Origin of the sequence: Lentzea jiangxiensis (assembly GCF_900104175.1) — a bacterium.
Classification (GTDB): Bacteria; Actinomycetota; Actinomycetes; order Mycobacteriales; family Pseudonocardiaceae; genus Lentzea; species Lentzea jiangxiensis.
On the sequence record NZ_FNIX01000003.1, the window covers coordinates 134703 to 155429 of the forward strand.

2 protein-coding genes are annotated in these 20727 nt (G+C 73.1%); both read right to left on the reverse strand.

Features of this window, described 5'->3' with window-relative positions:
- Positions 1 to 15: 15 nt before the first annotated feature.
- Positions 16 to 1248, reverse strand: a complete 1233-nt coding sequence (locus BLQ91_RS11950) for an MFS transporter (RefSeq protein WP_090096875.1) — start codon at positions 1246 to 1248, stop codon at positions 16 to 18.
- Positions 1245 to 20723 (reverse strand): non-ribosomal peptide synthetase, encoded by a 19479-nt coding sequence (locus tag BLQ91_RS11955; protein ID WP_090096876.1) that lies wholly within the window; start codon positions 20721 to 20723, stop codon positions 1245 to 1247. The genes BLQ91_RS11950 and BLQ91_RS11955 overlap by 4 nt, the downstream gene beginning before the upstream one ends.
- Positions 20724 to 20727: the final 4 nt, after the last annotated feature.

The window sequence follows — 20727 nt, forward strand, 5'->3', positions numbered from 1 at the left end:
GATCAGCGCGCACTCTCATTCAGCGGAAACGCCGATCCGGCTGTCGCTTTCGCGGGAGAACCTGCGCAGGGTGGGGTTCGCGGTGGCGTAGATCGTCAGCAGGCCGGCTCCGGCGGCGCAGGTGAGGATGGCCGCCGTGGGGGTGAGCAGGTCCACCAGCAGGCCGCCGACCGCGGGACCGGCGATCGAGGCGATGCCCAGCGCCACGCCCATCACGCTGCTCAGCCTGCCGCGCAGCTCGTCCGGTGTGAGCAGCAGCTGGTAGGTGGTGATCGTGGTGTTGGCGGTGGGGGCCAGGAACGCGGCGGCCGCGAACACCACGCCGGTCGGGATTCCCGGCTCGAGGAACAGCGCCACGGGGATGAGCGCGGTGATGGCCCAGAAGACGGCGACGATCGACCGGTGCGGGCGCAGTGCGCGGTGCAGGCGTGGCGCCACCAGCGCGCCCAGGACGCCGCCCACTCCGAGCATCGCGCCCATGATCCCGATCTGCGCGGCGGGCACGCCCTGCCGGTGGGCGATGGCGATCATCAGCAGGTAGAACGCCTGGAAGAAAAGGTTGAGGCCCACAGCGCAGAAGGCGACCACCCGCACCACCGGCTGGGTCCACACCCAGCGCAGGCCTTCGCCGACCTCGCGGTGGAACCGGCTGAGCGGCGCCGGTTCCCGTTTGCGCGGCGGGACGCGGATGAACAGCAACGCCAGGAACGTCGCCACGTGCGTCACCGCCTCCACCACGAACGGCAGCACGCGGGACAGCCCGAACAGCAGGCCGCCGAGGGCCGTGCCGGAGAGCTGGCCGAGGTAGCCGCGGGCGGCGTTCATCGCGACCGCGTCCGGGAGCTGGGGCTCCGGCACGATGGCGGGCAGCAGTGCCTCCTCCGCCGGTTCGGCCAGCGCCCGGCAGACGCCGAGCACGATGACGACCACCACCACGTGCTCGACGCCGACGGCCTGCCACCACAGGCCGGCCACCAACAGGGCCACGGCCAGCGCCTGCACGGCTTCGCAGACCAGCATCACCGTCCTGCGGTTCCAGCGGTCGACCAGCGCGCCGGCCGGCAGGCCGACGACCAGCTGCGCGGCGGCGGAGGCGCCCAGCACCACGCCGGACGCCGCCGCCGAGTCGGTCAGCAGGAGCACCAGCAGGGGCAGCGCGATGACCGACGCGCTCGCCCCCGCCTCGGACAGGGCCTGTCCCGCCCACAGCAGGCGGTAGTTCCTGTTGCGCGACAACGAGGTGCTCATCGGCCGCTCCGGCAGTCCGCGGCGATGCCGCGCAGGGCGTCGAGGAAGTCCTCCGCGACCCGCCGCACCGTGGCCTCGTCGTGCCGGTCCGGCTGGTAGTGCCAGGTGAAGCGGAGCTCGCCCGCCGCCACGCCGCCGACCACCTCCAGCAGGTGCGGTCCCCGGTCGGTCGGGTCACCGTCCTGGCCGATGGGGTCGAGCACCGTCCGGTACAGCCCTCCGGAGGCCTCCTCGGTGGTGCTGCCGGACTGGCCGAGGTAGTTGAACACCACCTGCGGTCCCCTGCCCGCGAGGCGCTCCCGCACGTCCGGCGCGCCCAGGTGCTTCAGCGCGCCGAAGCCGAACCCGTTGCCGGGCACCGTGCGCAGCTGCCTGCGCACCGCCTTGACGAGGTCGCGCCACGAGGCGCCGTCGCCGGGCAGCGTCAGCCCGACCGGGTAGAGCGTGGTGAACCAGCCGACCGTGCGGGACAGGTCCGCGCCGAGAACGTCCTCGCGGCCGTGCCCTTCCATGTCGAGCGAGACCGTCCGCTCTCCGGTGAACCGGGACAGGGCCGACGCCAGCGCGGCGAGCAGGACGTCGTTGATCCGGGTGCGGTAGGCCGTGGGCGCGTCGTGCAGCAGTGCGTCGGTGTCCTGCGCGTCGAGCACCACGTGCACCTCGGCCGCGGCGGTGCCCGGCGTCGGCTCCTCGTGGTCGACGGGTAGCGGGGCCGCGCCGAGCGCCGACGCCCAGTGGTCCACCTCGTGGTCCAGCGCTCCCCCGGCGACGTGCCGGGTCAGCCCGTCCGCCCACTCGCGGAACGACGTCGACTTCGCGCCCAGGTCCACCGCCTCGCCGCGGGCCGCCTGCCGGTAGGCCGTGTCGAGGTCGTCGAGCAGGATCCGCCAGGACACGCCGTCCACGACGAGGTGGTGCACGGTGAGGAACAGCAGCGGCGCCGGCATGTCGTCGCCGTGGAACAGCACGAACCGGTACAACGGCCCCTCGGCGAGGTCGAAGCCCGCGTGCGCCTCGTCGGCGATCTTCACCATGTGCGCCTGCCGTTCCGGCTCACCGATCGCGCTGAGGTCGTACCGCTCCAGCACCGCGCCCGGCTCGACCGGGGCGTTGTGCTGACGCCACTCGCCGCCGGCGTGCTCGAACCGCATGCGCAGCGCGTCGTGGTGCGCCATCAGGGCGGCGAGCCCGCTTTCCAGCGCCGCCTCGTCCAGGTCCGCGGTCAGCTCCAGCAGCATGGACTGGGCGAAGTGGTGCACGGTCGTGCGGGTCTCGAAGAACCACCGCTGGATCGGCGTGAGCGGGACATCGCCGACGACCTCGGCGGTGTTCACCGGTTCGGCTTCGAGCTCGGTGACGAACGGCGCCAGCGCCTCGATCGTCTGGTTGCGGAACAGGGACTTGGTGGTCAGGGTCAGCCCGGCCTTCCGCGCACGGGACACCACCTGGATCACCAGGATGGAGTCGCCGCCCAGCTCGAAGAAGTTGTCCCGCAGCCCGACCCGTTCCGCGCCGAGCACGTCCGCCCACACCCTGGCGAGCGTGGTCTCGACCGGCGTGCGCGGCGCCACGTACTCGCTTCCCCCGTCGGCGAGCGGTTCCGGGGCAGGCAGCGCCGCCCGGTCGAGCTTGCCGTTGGGCGTCACCGGCAGGACGGGCACCGCGACGAAGGCGGACGGGACCATGTAGGCGGGCAGGCGGTCCGCGAGGAACGCGCGCAGCTCGGCGATGTCCACCTCACCGGCGGCGACGAAGTACGCGACCAGGCGGGCGTGGCCCTGGCCGGTGTCCGCGGCCACCACGGCGGCCTCGGCCACCCGCGGGTGCCGCAGGAGCGCGGACTCGACCTCGCCCGGCTCGACCCGGTGACCGCGGATCTTGACCTGGTCGTCGATGCGGCCCAGGTACTCGACCACGCCGTCGGCACGCCTGCGGACCAGGTCGCCGGAGCGGTACATCCGCTCCCCCGGCACACCGAACGGGCACGCCACGAACGAGGCCGCGGTGAGGCCGGGACGGTTCAGGTAGCCCCGGGCGAGGCCGTCGCCCGCGATGCACAGCTCACCGGGAACCCCGAGTGGTACCGGCCGAAGCTGGTCGTCCACGACGTAGAGGCGGGTGTTCCAGGCAGCGTGGCCGATCGGCACGGGTCCGGGGTCCACCGGTTCGCCCGGCTCGACGCGGTGCTCCATGCAACCGACGGTCGCCTCGGTCGGACCGTACTCGTTGATCACGACGGCCGTCGGGTGCGCGCGCCGCCACTCGTCGACCACCGCGCCCAGCAGCTGCTCGCCGCCGACGACGAGGTCACCGGTCGGCGACAGCTCCGCCGGCACGGCACCGAGCAGCGACAGGTGGCTGGGCGTGGCCTTGAGGAACGCCGCCTGCTCCACCGGCACCGCGTCCTCGTCCAGGTCGCTCACCACGATGCGGCCGCCGGCCAGCAGCGGGCCGAACAGCGTCGTGACGGTGAGGTCGAACGAGACCGGCGAGTGCAGCACCGCCGCCCCGCGCAGACCGCCGTAGACCTCGATCGCCCAGACCAGGTAGTCGACCACCGAGCGGTGCTCCACGACCACGCCCTTGGGCCTGCCGGTCGACCCGGACGTGTAGATCACGTACGCCGCGTCGCCGGTGGACAGCGGCGTGGTCCGGTCGCGGTCGCCGGGGTCGTCGTCCCGGCCGTCCTCGCCGCGCAGGAAGTCGCGGTCGTCGAGCACCAGGACCGGCCGGGCGTCGCCGAGCACGAACGCGACCCGGTCCGCGGGCTGGTCCGGCTCGACCGGCACGTACGCGGCGCCCGCCTTGAGCACCGCCAGCACGGCCACGAGCAGCTCGGCGGAGCGCGGCAACGAGATCGCGACGTACCGGCCGGGGCCGACGCCTTGGGCGATCAGCCGGTGCGCCACGCGGTTGGCACGGGCGTTCAGCTCGGCATACGTCCACGCCTCGCCGCCGTCCACCACCGCGGTGGCCTCCGGCGTCCGCCGCACCTGCGCCTCGAACAGGTCCGTGATGGTGGCGTCGGGCACGGCGTGGGCCGTGTCGTTCCACGCGTGCAGGACGGTCCGTTGTTCGTCCTCGTCCATCAACGGCAGGTCGGCCAGCGGACGATCGGGGTCGGTGGCGGCGGCGGTCAGCAGCACGCGCAGGTGCCCGGCCATCCGCTCGACGGTCGCGGCGTCGAACAGGTCGGTGTTGTAGTTGACCGCCGCGTGCAGTGCGTCGTCGTCCTCCTGGAACTCCCACGTGAGGTCGAAGTTGGCCGCCACCTTCGGCAACGGCAGGTCCTCGACCCGCAGGCCGGGTAGCTCCGGCACGGCGTCGGGGGTGTTCTGCAGGATCACCATCGACTGGAACAGCGGGGTCCGGCTGGTGTCGCGGTCCGGCCTCAGCTCGTCCACCACGCGCTCGAACGGCACGTCCTGGTGGGCGAACGCGTCGAGCACACCACCCCGGACCTCGCCGAGGAACTCGCGGAACGTCGCAGATCCGTCCACAGTGGACCTGAGCACCAGCGTGTTGACGAAGAACCCGACCAAGCCCTCCAGCTCGGCGCGGTCCCGGCCGGAGGTCACCGTGCCCACGGCGATGTCGTCCTGCCGCGACCAGCGGGCGAACAGCACCTGGCACGCGGCGACCAGCGCCATGAACAGGGTGCCGTCCTGCTGCCGCGCCAGTGCCTTGAGCGCTTCGGCGACGTCGACGGGCAGGGTGAACAGGTGCACCGCGCCGCGGTTGGTGCGGACGGCGGGCCTGGGCCGGTCGGTCGGCAGTTCCAGCGGGGTGACGCCGGCGAGCCGGTCCCGCCAGAACGAGAGCTGCTCGTCGGCCAGCGGCCCGGTGAGCCGTTCCCGTTGCCACGCCGCGTAGTCCGCGTACTGGATCGGCAGGTCGGGCAGCGCCTCACCGCGGTAGAGCGCGTTCAGCTCGGCGGTCAGCACGCCGTTGGACCAGCCGTCGGTGATGATGTGGTGCGCCAGCAGGAGGAGCACGTGGTCGTCCTCGGCCACCCGCACCAGCAACGGCCGCAGCAGCGGGCCTCGAGCCAGGTCGAACGGACGGGTGCTCTCCCGCTCCAGCACCTCGGCGAGACCGTCCTCGCCGCCGAGCACGTGGAGCACCGGCACCTCGACGGGGTGGGGCGGGTGCACGACCTGCACGCCTTGCCCGTCCACGCCGTCGAAGGTGGTGCGCAGCGACTCGTGCCGCGCGACCAGCGCGGTCAGCGCCGCGTTCAGGGCGTCGACGTCCAGGGGACCGCGCAGCCGCAGGAGCGACGGCGACAGGTAGTCGGTGCTCTCCGGCTCGAACTGGTCGAGGAACCACAGCCGCTGCTGCGCGAACGACAGGGGCAGGGCACCGTCGCGCGACGTCCTCGGGATGACGTCCTCGGCCGCTCCCGTCCCCGCCCCGATCTCCTCGACCAGCCGGGCGACCGTCGGCGAGGTGAAGAGCACGCGCGGCGACACGGGCGCGTCCAGTTCGGCGCGCAGCCGGGACACGACCCGGATGCTGAGGATGGAGTCGCCGCCGAGCTCGAAGAAGTTGTCGTCGAGCCCGACCCGCGGCACGCCCAGCACGTCGGCCCAGATGCGGCAGACCCGCTCCTCGGCCGGGGTGCGCGGGGCGCGGTAGGCCGGGGCCGCGGCCCGCAGGTCCGGTTCGGGCAGCGCGCGCCGGTCCACCTTTCCGTTGGCGTTGAGGGGAATCGCGTCGAGCTCGACGAACGCCGACGGGACCAGGTAGTCGGGCACCCTGTCCGCGAGCCACGGCCGCAGGTCCGCCGTCGCACCAGTCACGTAGGCGACGAGCCGCTGGTGCCCGTCGACCCGGCGGGCGATCACGACGGCCTCGCGCACGCCGGGGTGCTGGGACAGCACGGCTTCGACCTCGCCGGGTTCGACCCGGTGGCCGCGGATCTTGACCTGGTCGTCGGTGCGGCCCAGGTAGTCCAGCGTGCCGTCGGCCAGCCACCGCGCCCGGTCACCGGTGCGGTACATCCGCTCCCCCGGGCCGCCGAACGGGTCCGCGAGGAACCGGTCCGCGGTCAGGCCCGCACGGCCGAGGTACCCGCGAGCGAGCTGCGCACCGGCCAGGAACAACTCGCCCGGAACCCCGACGGGGACCGGTCGCAGCTGCTCGTCCAGCACGTGGGCACGCACGTTCAGCAACGGCCGGCCGACCGCGACGGGGGCATCGGCCGTGATCCGGCAGGACAGCGCGTCCACCGTGGACTCGGTCGGGCCGTAGAAGTTGTAGCTCGCGGTGCCCGGCACGTCCGCCAGGCGCCGCCACAGGTCGTCGCCGATCGCTTCGCCGCCCAGCATCAGCACCTTCGGCCGGTGCTCGCCGTCCACGAGCCCGGCCTCCACCAGCTGTCGTGCGTAGGACGGGGTCAGGTCGAGGAAGTCGATCCGGCGGTCGCGCACGTACCGCACGAGCGCGGACGGGTCGAGCCGCACGTCCTCGTCCAGCACGTGCAGCTCGTGGCCGTCGGCCATCAGCACGATGCCTTCCAGCGACGTGTCGAACGAGAACACCGCCGACAACGCCACCCGCAACCGGTTCCCGGCCACGAAGTCCTCGCGGTGGTTCACCAGCAGGTTCACCAGACTGCCGTGCTCGACCACCACACCCTTGGGCCGCCCGGAGGAGCCGGAGGTGTAGATGACGTAGGCGGCGTGGTCGCCGCGCACCCGAGCCGGGTTCGAGGCGTCCTGGTCGTCGGCGCCCGGCAACGACCCGCGCACCACCAGCACCGGTGCGGCGTCGCGCAGCAGGAAGTCCACCCGGTCTGCCGGCAGCGACGGGTCGACCGGGAGATAGACCCCACCGGCCTTCCAGATCGCCAGCAACGCCACCACGAACTCGACCGACCGCGGCAACGACAACGCCACCACGCGCTCCGGCCCCACCCCCGAGGCCGCGAACACCCGCGCCACCCGGTTCGCCCACGCGTTCAGCTCCGCGAACGACAACGAACGATCCCCCACCACCAGGGCGGTGGCGTCCGGCGTGGCCTCCGCCTGGCTCTCGAAGACCTCCACGACCGACTGCGCCGACACCTCGCCGTCGGTGGCGTTCCACTCCACGAGCACCTGGCGGCGTTCGTCGTCGGTCATCAACGGCAGCTCGCCGAGCGCACGGGCCGGGTCGGTCGCGATGCCCTCCAGCACCACCGCGAGACGGGCGGCGAGGCGTTCGACCGTGGCGGCGTCGAACAGCCGCGGGTCGTAGTCCAGCTCCAGGCGCAGCCGGTCGCCGAGGTTCGCGCTGAGGGCCAGCGGGAAGCTGGTGGTGTCGGCGCCTTCGACCTCCAGCACCCGCACGCCCTGCGAGTCGTCGAGCAGCTCGTCCACCGGGTAGTTCTCGAACACCACGGCGCTGTCGAACAACGACGACCCCGCCGGGACGTCGCTCCACGACCGCAGATCGGCCAGCGACACGAAGTCGAACCGGCGCGACTCCGTCTGCGCCGCCTGCAGGTCACGCAACCACGGCAGCACCGGAGCGCCCAGGTCGACCCGGACACGGGTGGGCACGGTGTTGATGAACATGCCGACCATGGACCCGATGCCCGGCAGTTCCGCCGGGCGTCCCGAGACCGTCGTGCCGAACACGACGTCGGACTCACCGCTGTAGCGCGACAGCAACAACGCCCACGCACCCTGCACCACGGTGTTGGCGGTCAGCCCGCCGGCGCGGGCGACCCGGTTCAGGGCGGCCGAGCGGCCGGCGTCCAGTTCGACGTGGACGGACGCACTGGACTCCGCGCGGTGCGCCTGGACCGGCGAGCGGTCCCACGGCAGCGGGGTCGGCGCCTCGACGCCGGCGAGCACCTGACGCCAGTGCCGTTCGGCCGCCGCGGTGTCCTGCGCGGCCAGCCACCGCAGGTAGTCGCGGAACGGCCGCCGCGGCGGGAGCTCCGGTTCCGCACCGCGCACGACGGCGGTGTACTGCTCGCACACCTCGGCCAGCACCTGCGCGAAGCTCCACCCGTCCAGCAGCACGTGGTGGGCGGTCCAGAACAGCGCCACCTCGTCGTCGGTGAGTCGCGCGACGGCCAGGCGCAGCAACGGTGGTGTGGTGAGGTCGAGCTCCTCGCCGCCCACCGAGGCGTCGTGCTCCTCGACCGGCAGGTGGCGCCAGTCGTGCACGGTGATCGGCACGTCGACGCGGTGGCGCACGATCTGCACCGGCGCCTCGACGCCCTCCCACGCCACGCCGCCGCGCAGCACCGGAGTGCGGTTCACGACCCGGCGGCACGCCTCGGCCAGCGCGTCCGGGTCGGACACCCCGGACAGCCGCAGCCGGAACCGGTTCGAGTAGGCGGTCGACGTGTCGTCCACCAGCGTGTGGAACAGCATCCCGGTCTGCAGCGGGGTCAGCGGGTAGACGTCCTCGACCTCGGCACCGGTGCCGACCAACCGGTCCACCGCCGCCTGGTCCAGCCGCGCCAGCGGGAAGTCCGACGGCGTCCGGCCACCGGCACCCGGCTCGGCGCAATGCGCCACGATCTCCGCCAGCCCGCGCACCACGGCCTCGGCCACGGTCCGCACGGTCGACTCGTCGTGCAGGTGCTCGGAGTAGAACCAGGACAGCACCAGCTCGCCGTCCTCCACGCCGCCGACGACGTCGAGCTGGAACGGCCGCGGGCTGTCGGCGGCCGAGTCGGCTCCCCTGTCGTCCAGGCGGCCGCGAACCAGGCCTTCCTCGGCCGCCGCCACGTCGAACCGGCCGTGGTAGTTGAAGCTGACCGGGGGCAACGCGGACCCGGTCAAGGAGTTCGCGCGGAGCTGGCGCAGCGCCTCGAACCCGAACCCGCGGCCGGGCACGGCGCGCAGCTGTTCCTTCACCGACTTGAGCACCACGCCCCAGTCGCCGGCGGGCACGGTCAGCGCGACCGGGTACTGCGTGGTGAACCAGCCGACCGTGCGCGAGGTGTCCACGCCGTCGAGCACGTCCTCACGGCCGTGGCCCTCCATCGTCACGGCGACGCGGTCCCGTCCGGTCCACGCCGACAGGGCCCGGCCGAGCGCGCTGAGCAGCACGTCGTTGACCTGCGTGCGGTAGACGTCCGGCACGCGGTGCAGCAGGGCGTCGGTGTGCTCCCTGCCCAGCCGCACCGACACCACGCGCGTGGATCCGGCGGTGTTGAGGCCGTCGCGGTCCACCGGCACGTCGCCCGGCACGTCGAGCGCGGCGGCCCAGTGCGGCAGTTCGGCGTCGAACGCGCCGGAGCGCACGTGTTCGGCCAGCCGGTGGGCCCACTGGGTGAACCGGGTGCCGACCGGGTCGAGGATGATCCGCTCGCCCGCCACTGCCTGGCGGTACGCGGTCTCCAGGTCGCCGAGCAGGATGCGCCACGACACGCCGTCGACGACGAGGTGGTGCACCACGAGGCTCAACCGCTTGCCGGAGAACAACAACGCGCGCATCACCGGACCGCGGGTGATGTCCAGCCCGGCCCGGGCGGCGGTGACGAGAGCTTCTTCCTCCACTGTGGACACGTCGTGGCGTTCGAGCTCGACCGCGGCGTCGGCCACGTCCTGGACCCACTCACCGTCCACGCGGGTGAAGCGGGTGCGCAGGGCTTCGTGGTGCGCCACGACGGCGGCCAGGGCGCGCGTCACCGCGGCCACGTCGACGTCGTCGGCCAGCTCCAGGTGCACCGACATGGTGAAGTGGTGCGGGTCGTCGGTGTGGGAATCGAGGTACCACCGCTGGATCGGCGTGAGTGGCGCCGGCCCGGCGATCTCCGGGAGCTCGGTCCTCGGTTCGTCCGTGCGGACGACGGTGGCCAGCTCGGCGATGGTCTGGTGGGTGAACAGGTCCCGGGTGGCCAGCTCCAGGCCGGCCTGGCGGGCCTTCGACACGACCTGGATGCTCAGGATCGAGTCGCCGCCCAGGCCGAAGAAGTTGTCGTGCACGCCGACGCGGTCCACGCGCAGCGCCTCGGCCCAGACCCGCGCCAGCTCCCGTTCGACGGCGGTGCGCGGCGCCACGTGGTCCTGCGCCCCGCCGGCGTCGGGAGCGGGCAGGGCACGGCGGTCCACCTTGCCGCTGTCGGTCGTGGGCAGCTCGTCGAGCAGCACGAACAACGACGGCACCAGGTGGTCGGGCAGCCGGAGCTTCAGCCGCGCCCGCAGTTCGTCCACCTCCACGGTTCCCACGACGTAGCCGACGAGGCGGTGGGTGCCCGGTTCGACCTCCTGGGCCACGACCACGGCCTGCGCCACCCCCGGCAGGCCGGCCAGCGCGGCCTCCACCTCGCCGGGCTCGACGCGGTAACCGCGGATCTTGACCTGGTCGTCCGCGCGGCCCCGGTACTCCAGCACGCCGTCGGCGGTCCAGCGGACCAGGTCGCCGGTCCGGTACATCCGGCTGCCGGGCGGCCCGAACGGGTCGGCGACGAACCGGTCCGCGGTCAGGCCCGGCCGGTTCAGGTAGCCGCGCGTCACCTGGTCACCGGCCAGGTGCAGCTCGCCCGGCACGCCGACCGGCTGGGGCCGCAGCCCGGCGTCGAGCACGTAGGCGCGCAGGCCCTGCCCCGGTGTGCCGATCACCGGCAGGTCCCGGCCGGTGATCTCGGTCCACACGGAGTCCACGGTGCACTCGGTGGGGCCGTAGAGGTTCACCGCGGTGACGCCGTCGGCCTCGGCGAGCGCACGCCACAGCGGCTCGCCGACGGCCTCGCCGCCCAGGGCGAGCAGCAGCGGCCGTTCCAGCACTCCTTCCGGCAGGAGCTGCCGCAGGTAGGACGGGGTGCAGCTGAGGAAGTCGATGCCGTGCAGGGCGATGTGCTCGACCACGGCCCGGGGGTCGAGCCGGACGTCGTCGTCGAGCAGGTGCAGCTCGTGGCCCGCGGCCAGCAGGAGCAGGCCCTCCCAGGAGGCGTCGAAGGTGTACGCGGCGGTGGCGATGCCTCGCAGGACGCGGCCGTCCCGGGGCAGCAGGCGGGCGTGGTGGTCCGCGACGAGCGCGGCGAGGTTGCGGTGCTCGACCACGACACCCTTGGGACGGCCGGTGGAGCCGGAGGTGTAGATGACGTAGGCGGCGTGCTCCGGCCGCAGCGGCGCCGTGCGGTCGGCGTCGGACGGATCGGTCGCCGGACGAGCGCCCACGGCGGGGTCGTCGAGCCGCACGTGCGGCAGGTCGCCGTGGACGCTGCCGTCCGCCACCACCACGAGCACCGGCCGGGCGTCGTCGAGCACGAACGCGATCCGCTCCGCCGGGTGCTGCGGGTCGACCGGCAGGTACGCGCCGCCGGCCTTGAGGACGGCCAGGATCGCGAGCACCAGCTCGGCCGAGCGGGGCAACGCCAGTGCCACCACCGACTCCGGCCCGACGCCCGCGGCGATCAGGTGGTGGGCGATCCGGTTGGCGTCGGCGTTGAGCTCGGCGAAGGTCCACGACCGCGCGCCGTCGACCAGCGCGGTCGCGTCGGGAGTGCGGGCGGCGCGGTCCCCGAAGACCTCGTGGTAGGCCGGTACCGGGCCGGCGGTACCGGTGTCGTTCCACCTCTCCAGCACGTCCACGAGCTCGTCGTCGGTGAGCAGCGGCAGGTCGGCCACGGCGAGGTCGGGTTCGGCGGTCGCGCCGTCGAGCAGCACGCCGACGTGGGCCACCAGCCGCTCGGCCGTGGCGGTGTCGAACAACGCGGTGTCGTAGGTCAGCACCGCCTCCAGCCGGCCGTCGACCTCCTGGAACTGGAACGACACGTCGAAACCGGCCGCGACCGACGGCGGCGGCAGCTCCTCGACCCGCAGACCGGGCAGGCGCGGTTCGTCGCCGCCCGTGTTCTGCAGCACGACCATCGCCTGGAACAGCGGGGTGCGGCTGGGGTCGCGCACGGGGTGCACCTCGTCCACGACCCGTTCGAACGGCACGTCCTGGTGGGCGAAGGCGTCCAGCACCGTCTCCCGCACCTGGCCGAGCAGGTGGCCGAAGCCCTCGCGCGGGTCGACGTCGCAGCGCAGCACCAGCGTGTTGACGAAGAACCCGACCAGCCCCTCGAGCTCGGTGCGGTCGCGGCCGGAGACGACCGTGCCGACGGCGACGTCGCGCTGCCCGGACCACCGGGAGAACACCGCCTGGCACGCGGCGACCAGCGCCATGAACAGCGTGCCGTCGTGCCGGCGGGCCAACGCCCTGAGCCGGTCGGTGACCTCGGCGGGCACCTGGAAGTGCACGAGAGCGCCCTGCTTGTCCCGGGTCGCCGGCCGGGGCCGGTCGGTGGGCAGTTCCAGCGGCCGCACGCCGTCGAGCGCGCGACGCCAGTGCGCCAGGTGCTCGCGCAGCACCTCCTCGGTCGAGGAGTTCCGTTGCCACACCGCGAAGTCGGCGTACTGCACGGGCAGGCCGGGCAGCTCCGCTTCCCCGCCACCCGTCGCGGCCTCGTAGCAGGCGCCGAGCTCACCGAGCAGCACGCCGTTGGACCAGCCGTCGGTGACGATGTGGTGCAGCACCAGGGACAGCACGTGGTCGTCCTCGCCCAGCCGCGCCAGCAGCACCCGCACCAGCGGGCCGCGCCGCAGGTCGAACGGCGTGGTGGTCTCGCGGGTCAGGACGTGTGCCAGTTCTTGCTCGGTGACGTCCACCACCGGCACCTCGACAGGCCGGGGCGGGTGCACGACCTGCACACCGCGTCCGTCGACGGTCTCGAAGGTGGTGCGCAGCGACTCGTGCCGCGCGACCAGCGTCGTCAGCGCCGCGTTCAGGGCGTCGACGTCCAGGGGGCCGCGCAGCCGCAGGATCGACGGCGTCAGGTACTCGACGCCTCCGGGTTCGAACTCGTCGAGGAACCACAACCGCTGCTGGGCGAACGACAGCGGCAGGCCGCCGTCGCGCGGCACCACGGGGATCTCGGCCAGCCCGGCCTGCGCCGACTCCGCGACCAGCGCGGCGATCCCGGCGACGGTCGGGTGGCTGAACAGCGCCCGCGGCGACATCTCCACGTCGAACGCGGCCCGCAGCCGGGAGATCACCCGGATGCTGAGGATGGAGTCGCCGCCGAGCTCGAAGAAGTCGTCCCGCACACCGATGCCGGGCACGCCCAGCACCTCGGACCAGATGGCCGCCACCTCGCGTTCCACGTCCGTGCGCGGTGCGACGTGCTCGGTGCGCGCCCCGGTGAAGTCGGGCGCGGGCAGGGCGCGGCGGTCGACCTTGCCGTTGGCGTTCAGCGGAATGGCGTCCAGCTCGACGAACGCGGCCGGCACGAGGTAATCGGGCAACCGCTGGCCCAGCCACGTCCGCAGGTCGGTCGCGGTACCCGTCACGTAGGCGACAAGCCTTTGATGTCCCTCGTCCTGCCGTGCGATGACCACGGCTTCGCGGACGTCGGGGTGCTGTGTCAGCGCGGCCTCGACCTCGCCGGGCTCGATCCGGAAGCCGCGGATCTTGACCTGGTCGTCGGTGCGGCCCAGGTAGTCCAGGGTGCCGTCGGCCAGCCACCGGACGCGGTCGCCGGTGCGGTACATGCGGTCACCGGGCGCGCCGAACGGGTCCGCGAGGAACCGGTCGGCGGTCAGGCCCGCACGGCCGAGGTAGCCGCGGGCGAGCTGGACGCCCGCGAGGTGCAGCTCCCCCGGCACGCCGACGGGAACCGGCTCCAGGTCCTCGTCCAGCACGTAGGCCCGCGTGTTGGACAGCGGGCGTCCCACGACCGGTCGCCCGGTGCCGGTGATCCGGCCGGACAGCGCGTCCACTGTGGACTCGGTCGGGCCGTAGAAGTTGTAGCTCGCGGTGCCCGGCACGTCCGCCAGCCGCCGCCACAGGTCGTCACCGATCGCTTCGCCGCCCAGCATCAGCACCTTCGGCCGGTGCTCGCCGTCCACGAGCCCGGCCTCCACCAGCTGTCGTGCGTAGGACGGGGTCAGGTCGAGGAAATCGATCCGGCGATCACGCACGTACCGCACAAGCGCGGACGGGTCGAGCCGCACGTCCTCGTCCAGCACGTGCAACTCGTGACCATCGGCCATCAGCACGATGCCTTCCAGCGACGTGTCGAACGAGAACACCGCCGACAACGCCACCCGCAACCGGTTCCCGGCCACGAAGTCCTCGCGGTGGTTCACCAGCAGGTTCACCAGACTGCCGTGCTCGACCACCACACCCTTGGGCCGCCCGGTCGAACCGGACGTGTAGATCACGTACGCCGCCTGCTCCGGATCCACCGGCTCCAGGTCGGTCGAGCCGTCCGTCTCGGGCAGCTCGCCGCGCACCACCAGCACCGGGTTCGCGTCCTGCAGCAGGAACTCCACCCGGTCTGCCGGCAGCGACGGGTCGACCGGCAGGTACACCCCGCCGGCCTTCCAGATCGCCAGCAACGCCACCACGAACTCGACCGACCGCGGCAACGACAACGCCACCACACGTTCGCGACCCACGCCCGACGCGACGAAAGCCCGCGCCACCCGATTCGCCCACGCGTTCAACTCCGCGAACGAGAGCGACCGATCCCCCACCACCAACGCGACCGCGTCCGGAGTGGACCGCACCTGGCGCTCGAACACCTCGACGACCGACTTCTCCGTCACCTCGGTGGCCGTGTCGTTCCACTCCACCAGGACCTGGTGCCGCTCGTCGCCGGTCATCAGCGGCAACTCGGACACCTGTCGTGCCGAGTCGGCGGCGATGGCGTCGACGAGCAGCAGGAGGCGGTCGGCGAGGCGGTGGGCCGTGCCGGTGTCGAACAGGTGCGGGTCGTAGGCCAGGTCCAGGCGGAGGCGGTCGTCGAGCACGGCGCTGAGGGTGAGCGCGAAGGTCGTGGTGTCGCGGGCCTGCACCTCGGCCGCCCGGATGCCGCCGACCTCGGCGACGTCGTTGAGCGGGTAGTTCTCGAACACCACGGCGCTGTCGAACAACGACGACCCCGCCGGGACGTCGCTCCACGACCGCAGGTCGGCCAGCGACACGAAGTCGAACCGGCGCGACTCCGTCTGCGCCGCCTGCACCTCGCCCAGCCAGGTCGCGACCTCGGCGTCGGCGCGCACCGCGACCCTGGCCGGCACGGTGTTGATGAACAGGCCGATCATCTGCTCCACGCCCGGCAGCTCACCGGGGCGGCCGGACACCGTCGTGCCGAACACGACGTCGGACTCACCGCTGTAGCGCGACAACAGCAACGCCCACGCGCCCTGCACCACGGTGTTGACGGTGAGGCCGTGGCGGCGAGCGGTGCGGCGCAACCGGTCGGTCTGCTCGGCGGTCAGCGCCACCGGCACCGCCGTGGAGGACTCGGTGGCGTGGTCACGCGCGGGCGGGCGGTCGTAGGGCAGGGCGGTGGGCGCGGAGAAGCCCGCCAGCACCTCACGCCAGTGGCGTTCGGCGTCGGACCGGTCCTGCGCGTCCAGCCAGCGCAGGTAGTCGCGGAACGGCCGCCGGGACACGACCTCCGGCGCGCTGCCCGCCGTGATCGCCCGGTACTGCTCGCACACCTCGGCGAACACCTGCGCGAGGCTCCACCCGTCCAGCAGCACGTGGTGGAACGTCCAGACGAGCAGCACCTCGTCGTCGGACAACCGGGCCAGGTCGATCCGCATCAGCGGTGCCCGGCGCAGGTCGAGGTCCTGTGCCGCGAGCGCTTCCAGCTCGCGTTCGCGGTCCTCTTCCGACAGCGGGCGCCAGTCGTGGTGCGTGGTCGGCAGGCCGACGTGCGAGTGGATCACCTGCACGGGTCGTTCGACACCATCCCAGACCAGTGCGCCGCGCAGCACCGGCGTGCGGTCGACGACGCGCTGCCACGCGGTCGCGAGAGCTCGTCCGTCGGTGACGCCGGTCAACCGCAGGCGCACCTGGTCGAAGTAGGCGGTGGACGACGGATCGGCCAAGCCGTGGAAGAGCATTCCCTCCTGCAGCGGCGTCAGCGGGTAGACGTCCTCGACCTCGGCACCGGTGCCGGCCAACCGGTCCACCGCCGCCTGGTCCAACCGCGCCAACGGGAAGTCCGACGGCGTGCGGCCGCCGGCACCCGGCTCGGCGCAATGCGCCACGATCTCCGCCAGCCCGTTCATCATCGCCTCGGCCACGGCCCGCACCGTCGACTCGTCGTGCACGCCGCCGGAGTACAGCCAGGTGAGTTCCAACCGGCCGTTCTCCACCAGTCCGACGACGTCGACCAGGTACGCGCGGGCGTTGCCGGGCGCGCTGTCCCGGCCGAGCGGGGCGCGGCGAGCGCGAACGAGCCCGTCGTCCTCGGACGCGACGTCCCACTGGCCGTGGTAGTTGAAGCTGATCAACGGGTGCGGGTCGTCCCGCAGCACCGCCGCCGGGGAGCCGGGAGCGGACAGGTAGCGCAGCGCCGCGTAGCTCTGGCCGCGGCGTGGCAGTGCGCGCACCTGCTCCTTCACCGACTTCAGCACGCCGCCCCAGTCGCCCTGCGGCACGTGCAGGGCGAGCGGGAACTGGCTGGTGAACCAGCCGACGGTGCGGGAGAGGTCGAGGTCGTCGGGCACGTCCTCGCGCCCGTGGCCCTCCAGGCCGACCAGCACGCGGTCGTGCCCGGTCCAGCCGGCGAGCGCCCGGCCGAGGGCGCTGAGCAGCACGTCGTTGACCTGCGTGCGGTAGACGCCCGGCACCTGGTGCAGCAGCGCGCCGGTGTCGGCGGCGCTGAGCCGCACGGTCACCGACCGGACGTCCTCGGCGGGGTCGCCGTCGCGGTCCACCGGGATCTCGGCGGGGGCGGAGGCGGCGAAGCCGGTCCAGTGGTCGAGGTCGGCGTCCAGCTCACCCGCGCGCACCCGGTCGGCCAGCCGGCGGGTCCACGTGGCGAACGCGGTGGTCACCGGTTCGAGCGCGACCGGCTCACCGCGGAGCACCTGGTGGTAGGCGGTGTCGAGGTCGTCGAGCAGCACGCGCCACGACACACCGTCCACGACGAGGTGGTGCACGGTCAGGAAAAGCCGGCAGCGGCCGTCGCCGAGGCGGAACAGCAGCGCTCGCAGCAGTGGGCCTTCGGCGAGGTCGAGGCTCGACTGGGCGGCCAGGGCGGCCTCGTCGCAGGTGTGGTCATCAACGCCGGTCAGCACCTGCAGGACGCCGGTGGGCGGAGTGGGCGAGATGTCCTGGACCCACCGGTCGCCGTCGCGGCGGAAGCGGGTGCGCAGCGCGTCGTGGTGCGCCACCACGGCGTCCACGGCGGTGGCGAGCGCCCGTTCGTCCACGTCAGGCGTCAGCTCCACGTGCGTGGACATGGTGAAGTGGTGCGGGTTCGCGGGCGCGGTCTCGAAGAACCACTCCTGGATCGGCGTCAGCGGCGCGGGACCGCTGACCGGGGCGTCCGGCGCCTGGTCGGCCACGGCGGTCGCGACGGCGGCCAGCTCGGCGACGGTGGGGTGCAGGAAGACGTCCTTGGACGACAACCGCAGGCCTGCCCGGCGGGCGCGGGCGACGAGCTGGATGCTGAGGATGGAGTCGCCGCCCAGCTCGAAGAAGTTGTCCTCGACTCCCACGCGGTCGACGCGCAGCACCTCGGCCCAGACGCGCGCCAGCTCCCGTTCGACCGGCGTGGTGGGCTCGACGTGGCGGTCGGCCGCCGTGCGGGCCTCGGGTGCGGGCAGCGCCCGGCGGTCGACCTTCCCGTTGCCGCTCAACGGAAGCGCGTCCAGCTCCACGAACGCCGACGGCACCATGTAGTCGGGCAGCTCGCGGGTGAGCCACGTGCGCAGCTCGGCGTGGGCCGGGACCGTGCCCGCCGCGGGCACGAGGTAGGCGACGAGCTGCTTGCGGCCGTCGTCGACGCGGGCGACGGTGATCGACTGGGCGACGCCGGGGTGGCGCACGAGCAGGGCGTCGATCTCCCCGGTCTCGACGCGGAAGCCGCGGATCTTGACCTGGTCGTCGGTGCGGCCGACGAACTCCACCACGCCGTGCGCGCGCCAGCGGCCGATGTCGCCGGTGCGGTACATGCGGGAGCCGGGCGGGCCGAACGGGTCGGGCAGGAACCGCTCGGCGGTCAGGCCCGGCTGTCCGAGGTAGCCGCGGGCCACGCCGGCGCCCGCGAGGAACAGCTCCCCCGGCACGCCGGCGGGAACCGGGTGCAGCCCCCGGTCGAGCACGTAGACGGCCATGCCGTCCAACGGCCGGCCGATGGGGATGACATCGGGCACGGTGTCCGTCATCGGGAACGACGTGGCGAACGTCGTGGTCTCGGTCGGGCCGTAGCCGTCGACCACGGTCAGACCGGGGCAAGCGTCGAGCACACCGCGCACGGCCGCGGCGGGCACCACGTCACCGCCGGTCCACACCTCCCGCAGCCCGGCGAACGCCTCCGGCGCCTCCTGGGCGACCAGCCGGAAGAGACCCGCGGTCAACCAGATCGCGGTCACCCCGTGAGCGACGGCGTCCCTGATCGCGTCGGCGTCCACGTCGCCCGGCCGTGCCACCACGACCTGACCGCCGCGCAGCAGCGGCACCCACAGCTCGTAGGTGGAGGCGTCGAACGCCGACGGCGAGTGCAGCAGCACGCGGTCGTGAGCCCCGCCGTCGAAACGGGAGTCCAGTGCCAGCGACACGACGTCGCGGTGCCGCACCGCCACGCCCTTCGGCGTGCCGGTGGACCCGGAGGTGTGCATGACGTAGGCGAGCTGGTCCGGGTGCACCACGACGGCGGGATCGGCCGCGCCGCTCCGGTCACCGTCGAGCCGTACGGTGTGGACGGAGCTGACCAGGTTCTCGTTGCGCGCATCGGTGAGCACGACGGCGATCCCGGAGTCGTCGACGACCCGCCGGATGCGGTCGGCCGGCGCCCGGCCGTCGAGGGGCACGTACGCCGCTCCGGCCTTGACGATCGCCAGCTCGGCGACGACCAGGTCGGCGGACCGTTCCACGAGCAGCCCCACCCGGTCCTCCGGCCGCACGCCTAGCTCGACCAGCTCACGGGCGAGCCCGTTGGCCCGCGCGTCCAGTTCGGCGTAGGTGAGGGCCGCGTCGCCGGAGATCACGGCGAGCGCGTCCGGCGTCCGGCGCACCTGCTCGGCGAACAGGCCGGGGATCGTCGCCTCGACCGGCGCGCGATGGGCTTCGTTCCAGCCCACCAGCACCTGGTCTCGTTCGGCCTCCGAGAGCCACGGCAGCTCCCCCACCGGCCGGTGCGGTTCGGTCGCCACGCCGTCGAGCAGCCGCACGAGGTGGGCGGAGAAGCGCTCGACCGTGGCGGCGTCGAACAGGTCGGTGTTGTACTCCACCACCCCGTCCAGCAGGCCGTCCCGTTCCTGGAACTCGACGGTCAGGTCGAAGATGGCGTCCCGCCGGGCCAGTCCGACCCTCTCGACCACCAGGCCCGGCAACCGCGGCGGGGTGCGTTCGGCGTTCTGCAGCAGCACCATCACGTCGAACAACGGGTTGCGGCTGACGTCGCGGTCCGTGCGCAGGGCGTCGACCACGTGCTCGAGCGGGACCTCGTCGTGGGCGTACGCCTCCTTGACGTTCTCCTTGACCTGGTCCAGGAACTCGGCGAACGACACCCTGCTGTCCACTGTGGACCTGAGCACGACGGTGTTGACGAAGAACCCGACCAGCCGCTCCAGCCCGGGGCGGTCGCGACCGGTGGTCACGGTGCCCACGGCCACGTCGTCCTGGCCGGCGTAGCGGGCCAGCAGCGCCTGGCACCCGGCCATCAGCACGGAGAACAGGATCGTGCCGCGTTCCTGGGCGAGCGCGCGCAACGCCGCGGTGGTCGTGGCCGGGACGGTGAACGCGTGCGTCGCACCGTTCGTGGTGCGCACCGGCGGACGCGGCCGGTCGGTGGGCAGCTCCAGCGGAGTGGTGCCGCTCAGCCGCCGCGTCCAGTGCTCGACCTGGCCGCGCAACGCGTCACCGGACAGCCGTTCCCGTTGCCAGGCGGCGAAGTCGGCGTACTGCAGCGGCAACGCGGGCAGCGCGGCCTGCCGCCCGTCGACGGCCGCCCCGTACAGCTCGCCCAGTTCCTCGGTCAGCACGCCCATCGACCAGCCGTCGGTGACGACGTGATGCGCGGTGACCAGCAGAACGTGCTCGTCGTGCGCCAGCCGCACCAGCAACGCGCGCACCAGCGGGCCGCGCCGCAGGTCGAACGGTCGGGAGTACTCCTCGACCAGCAGCTCGTCCAGATCCCCTGGCGACTCGGCCACCGGCAGGGCGAGGTCGAACGGCGGGTGCACGACCTGCACACCCACCCCGTCGACCTCGTCGAGCGTGGTGCGCAGCGACTCGTGGCGCGCGACGAGCCCGGTCAGCGCCGCGGTCAGCGCGGCCACGTCCAGGTGTCCGGTCAGGCGCAGCGCCAGCGCGCTGTTGTAGCCGGAGCCGCCGGGCTGGAAGCCGTCCAGGAACCACAGGCGCTGCTGCGGGAACGACAGCGGCAACGGTCGGGTCCGGTCGGCCGGTCTGATGGCGTCGGCCTGCTGCGAGCGGCCGGAGAGGCGGCGGCGCATCTGCTCGCGCAGGTGCGGGGGCAGCGCGGCGATGCGGTCCTCGATCGACGACGACATGGTG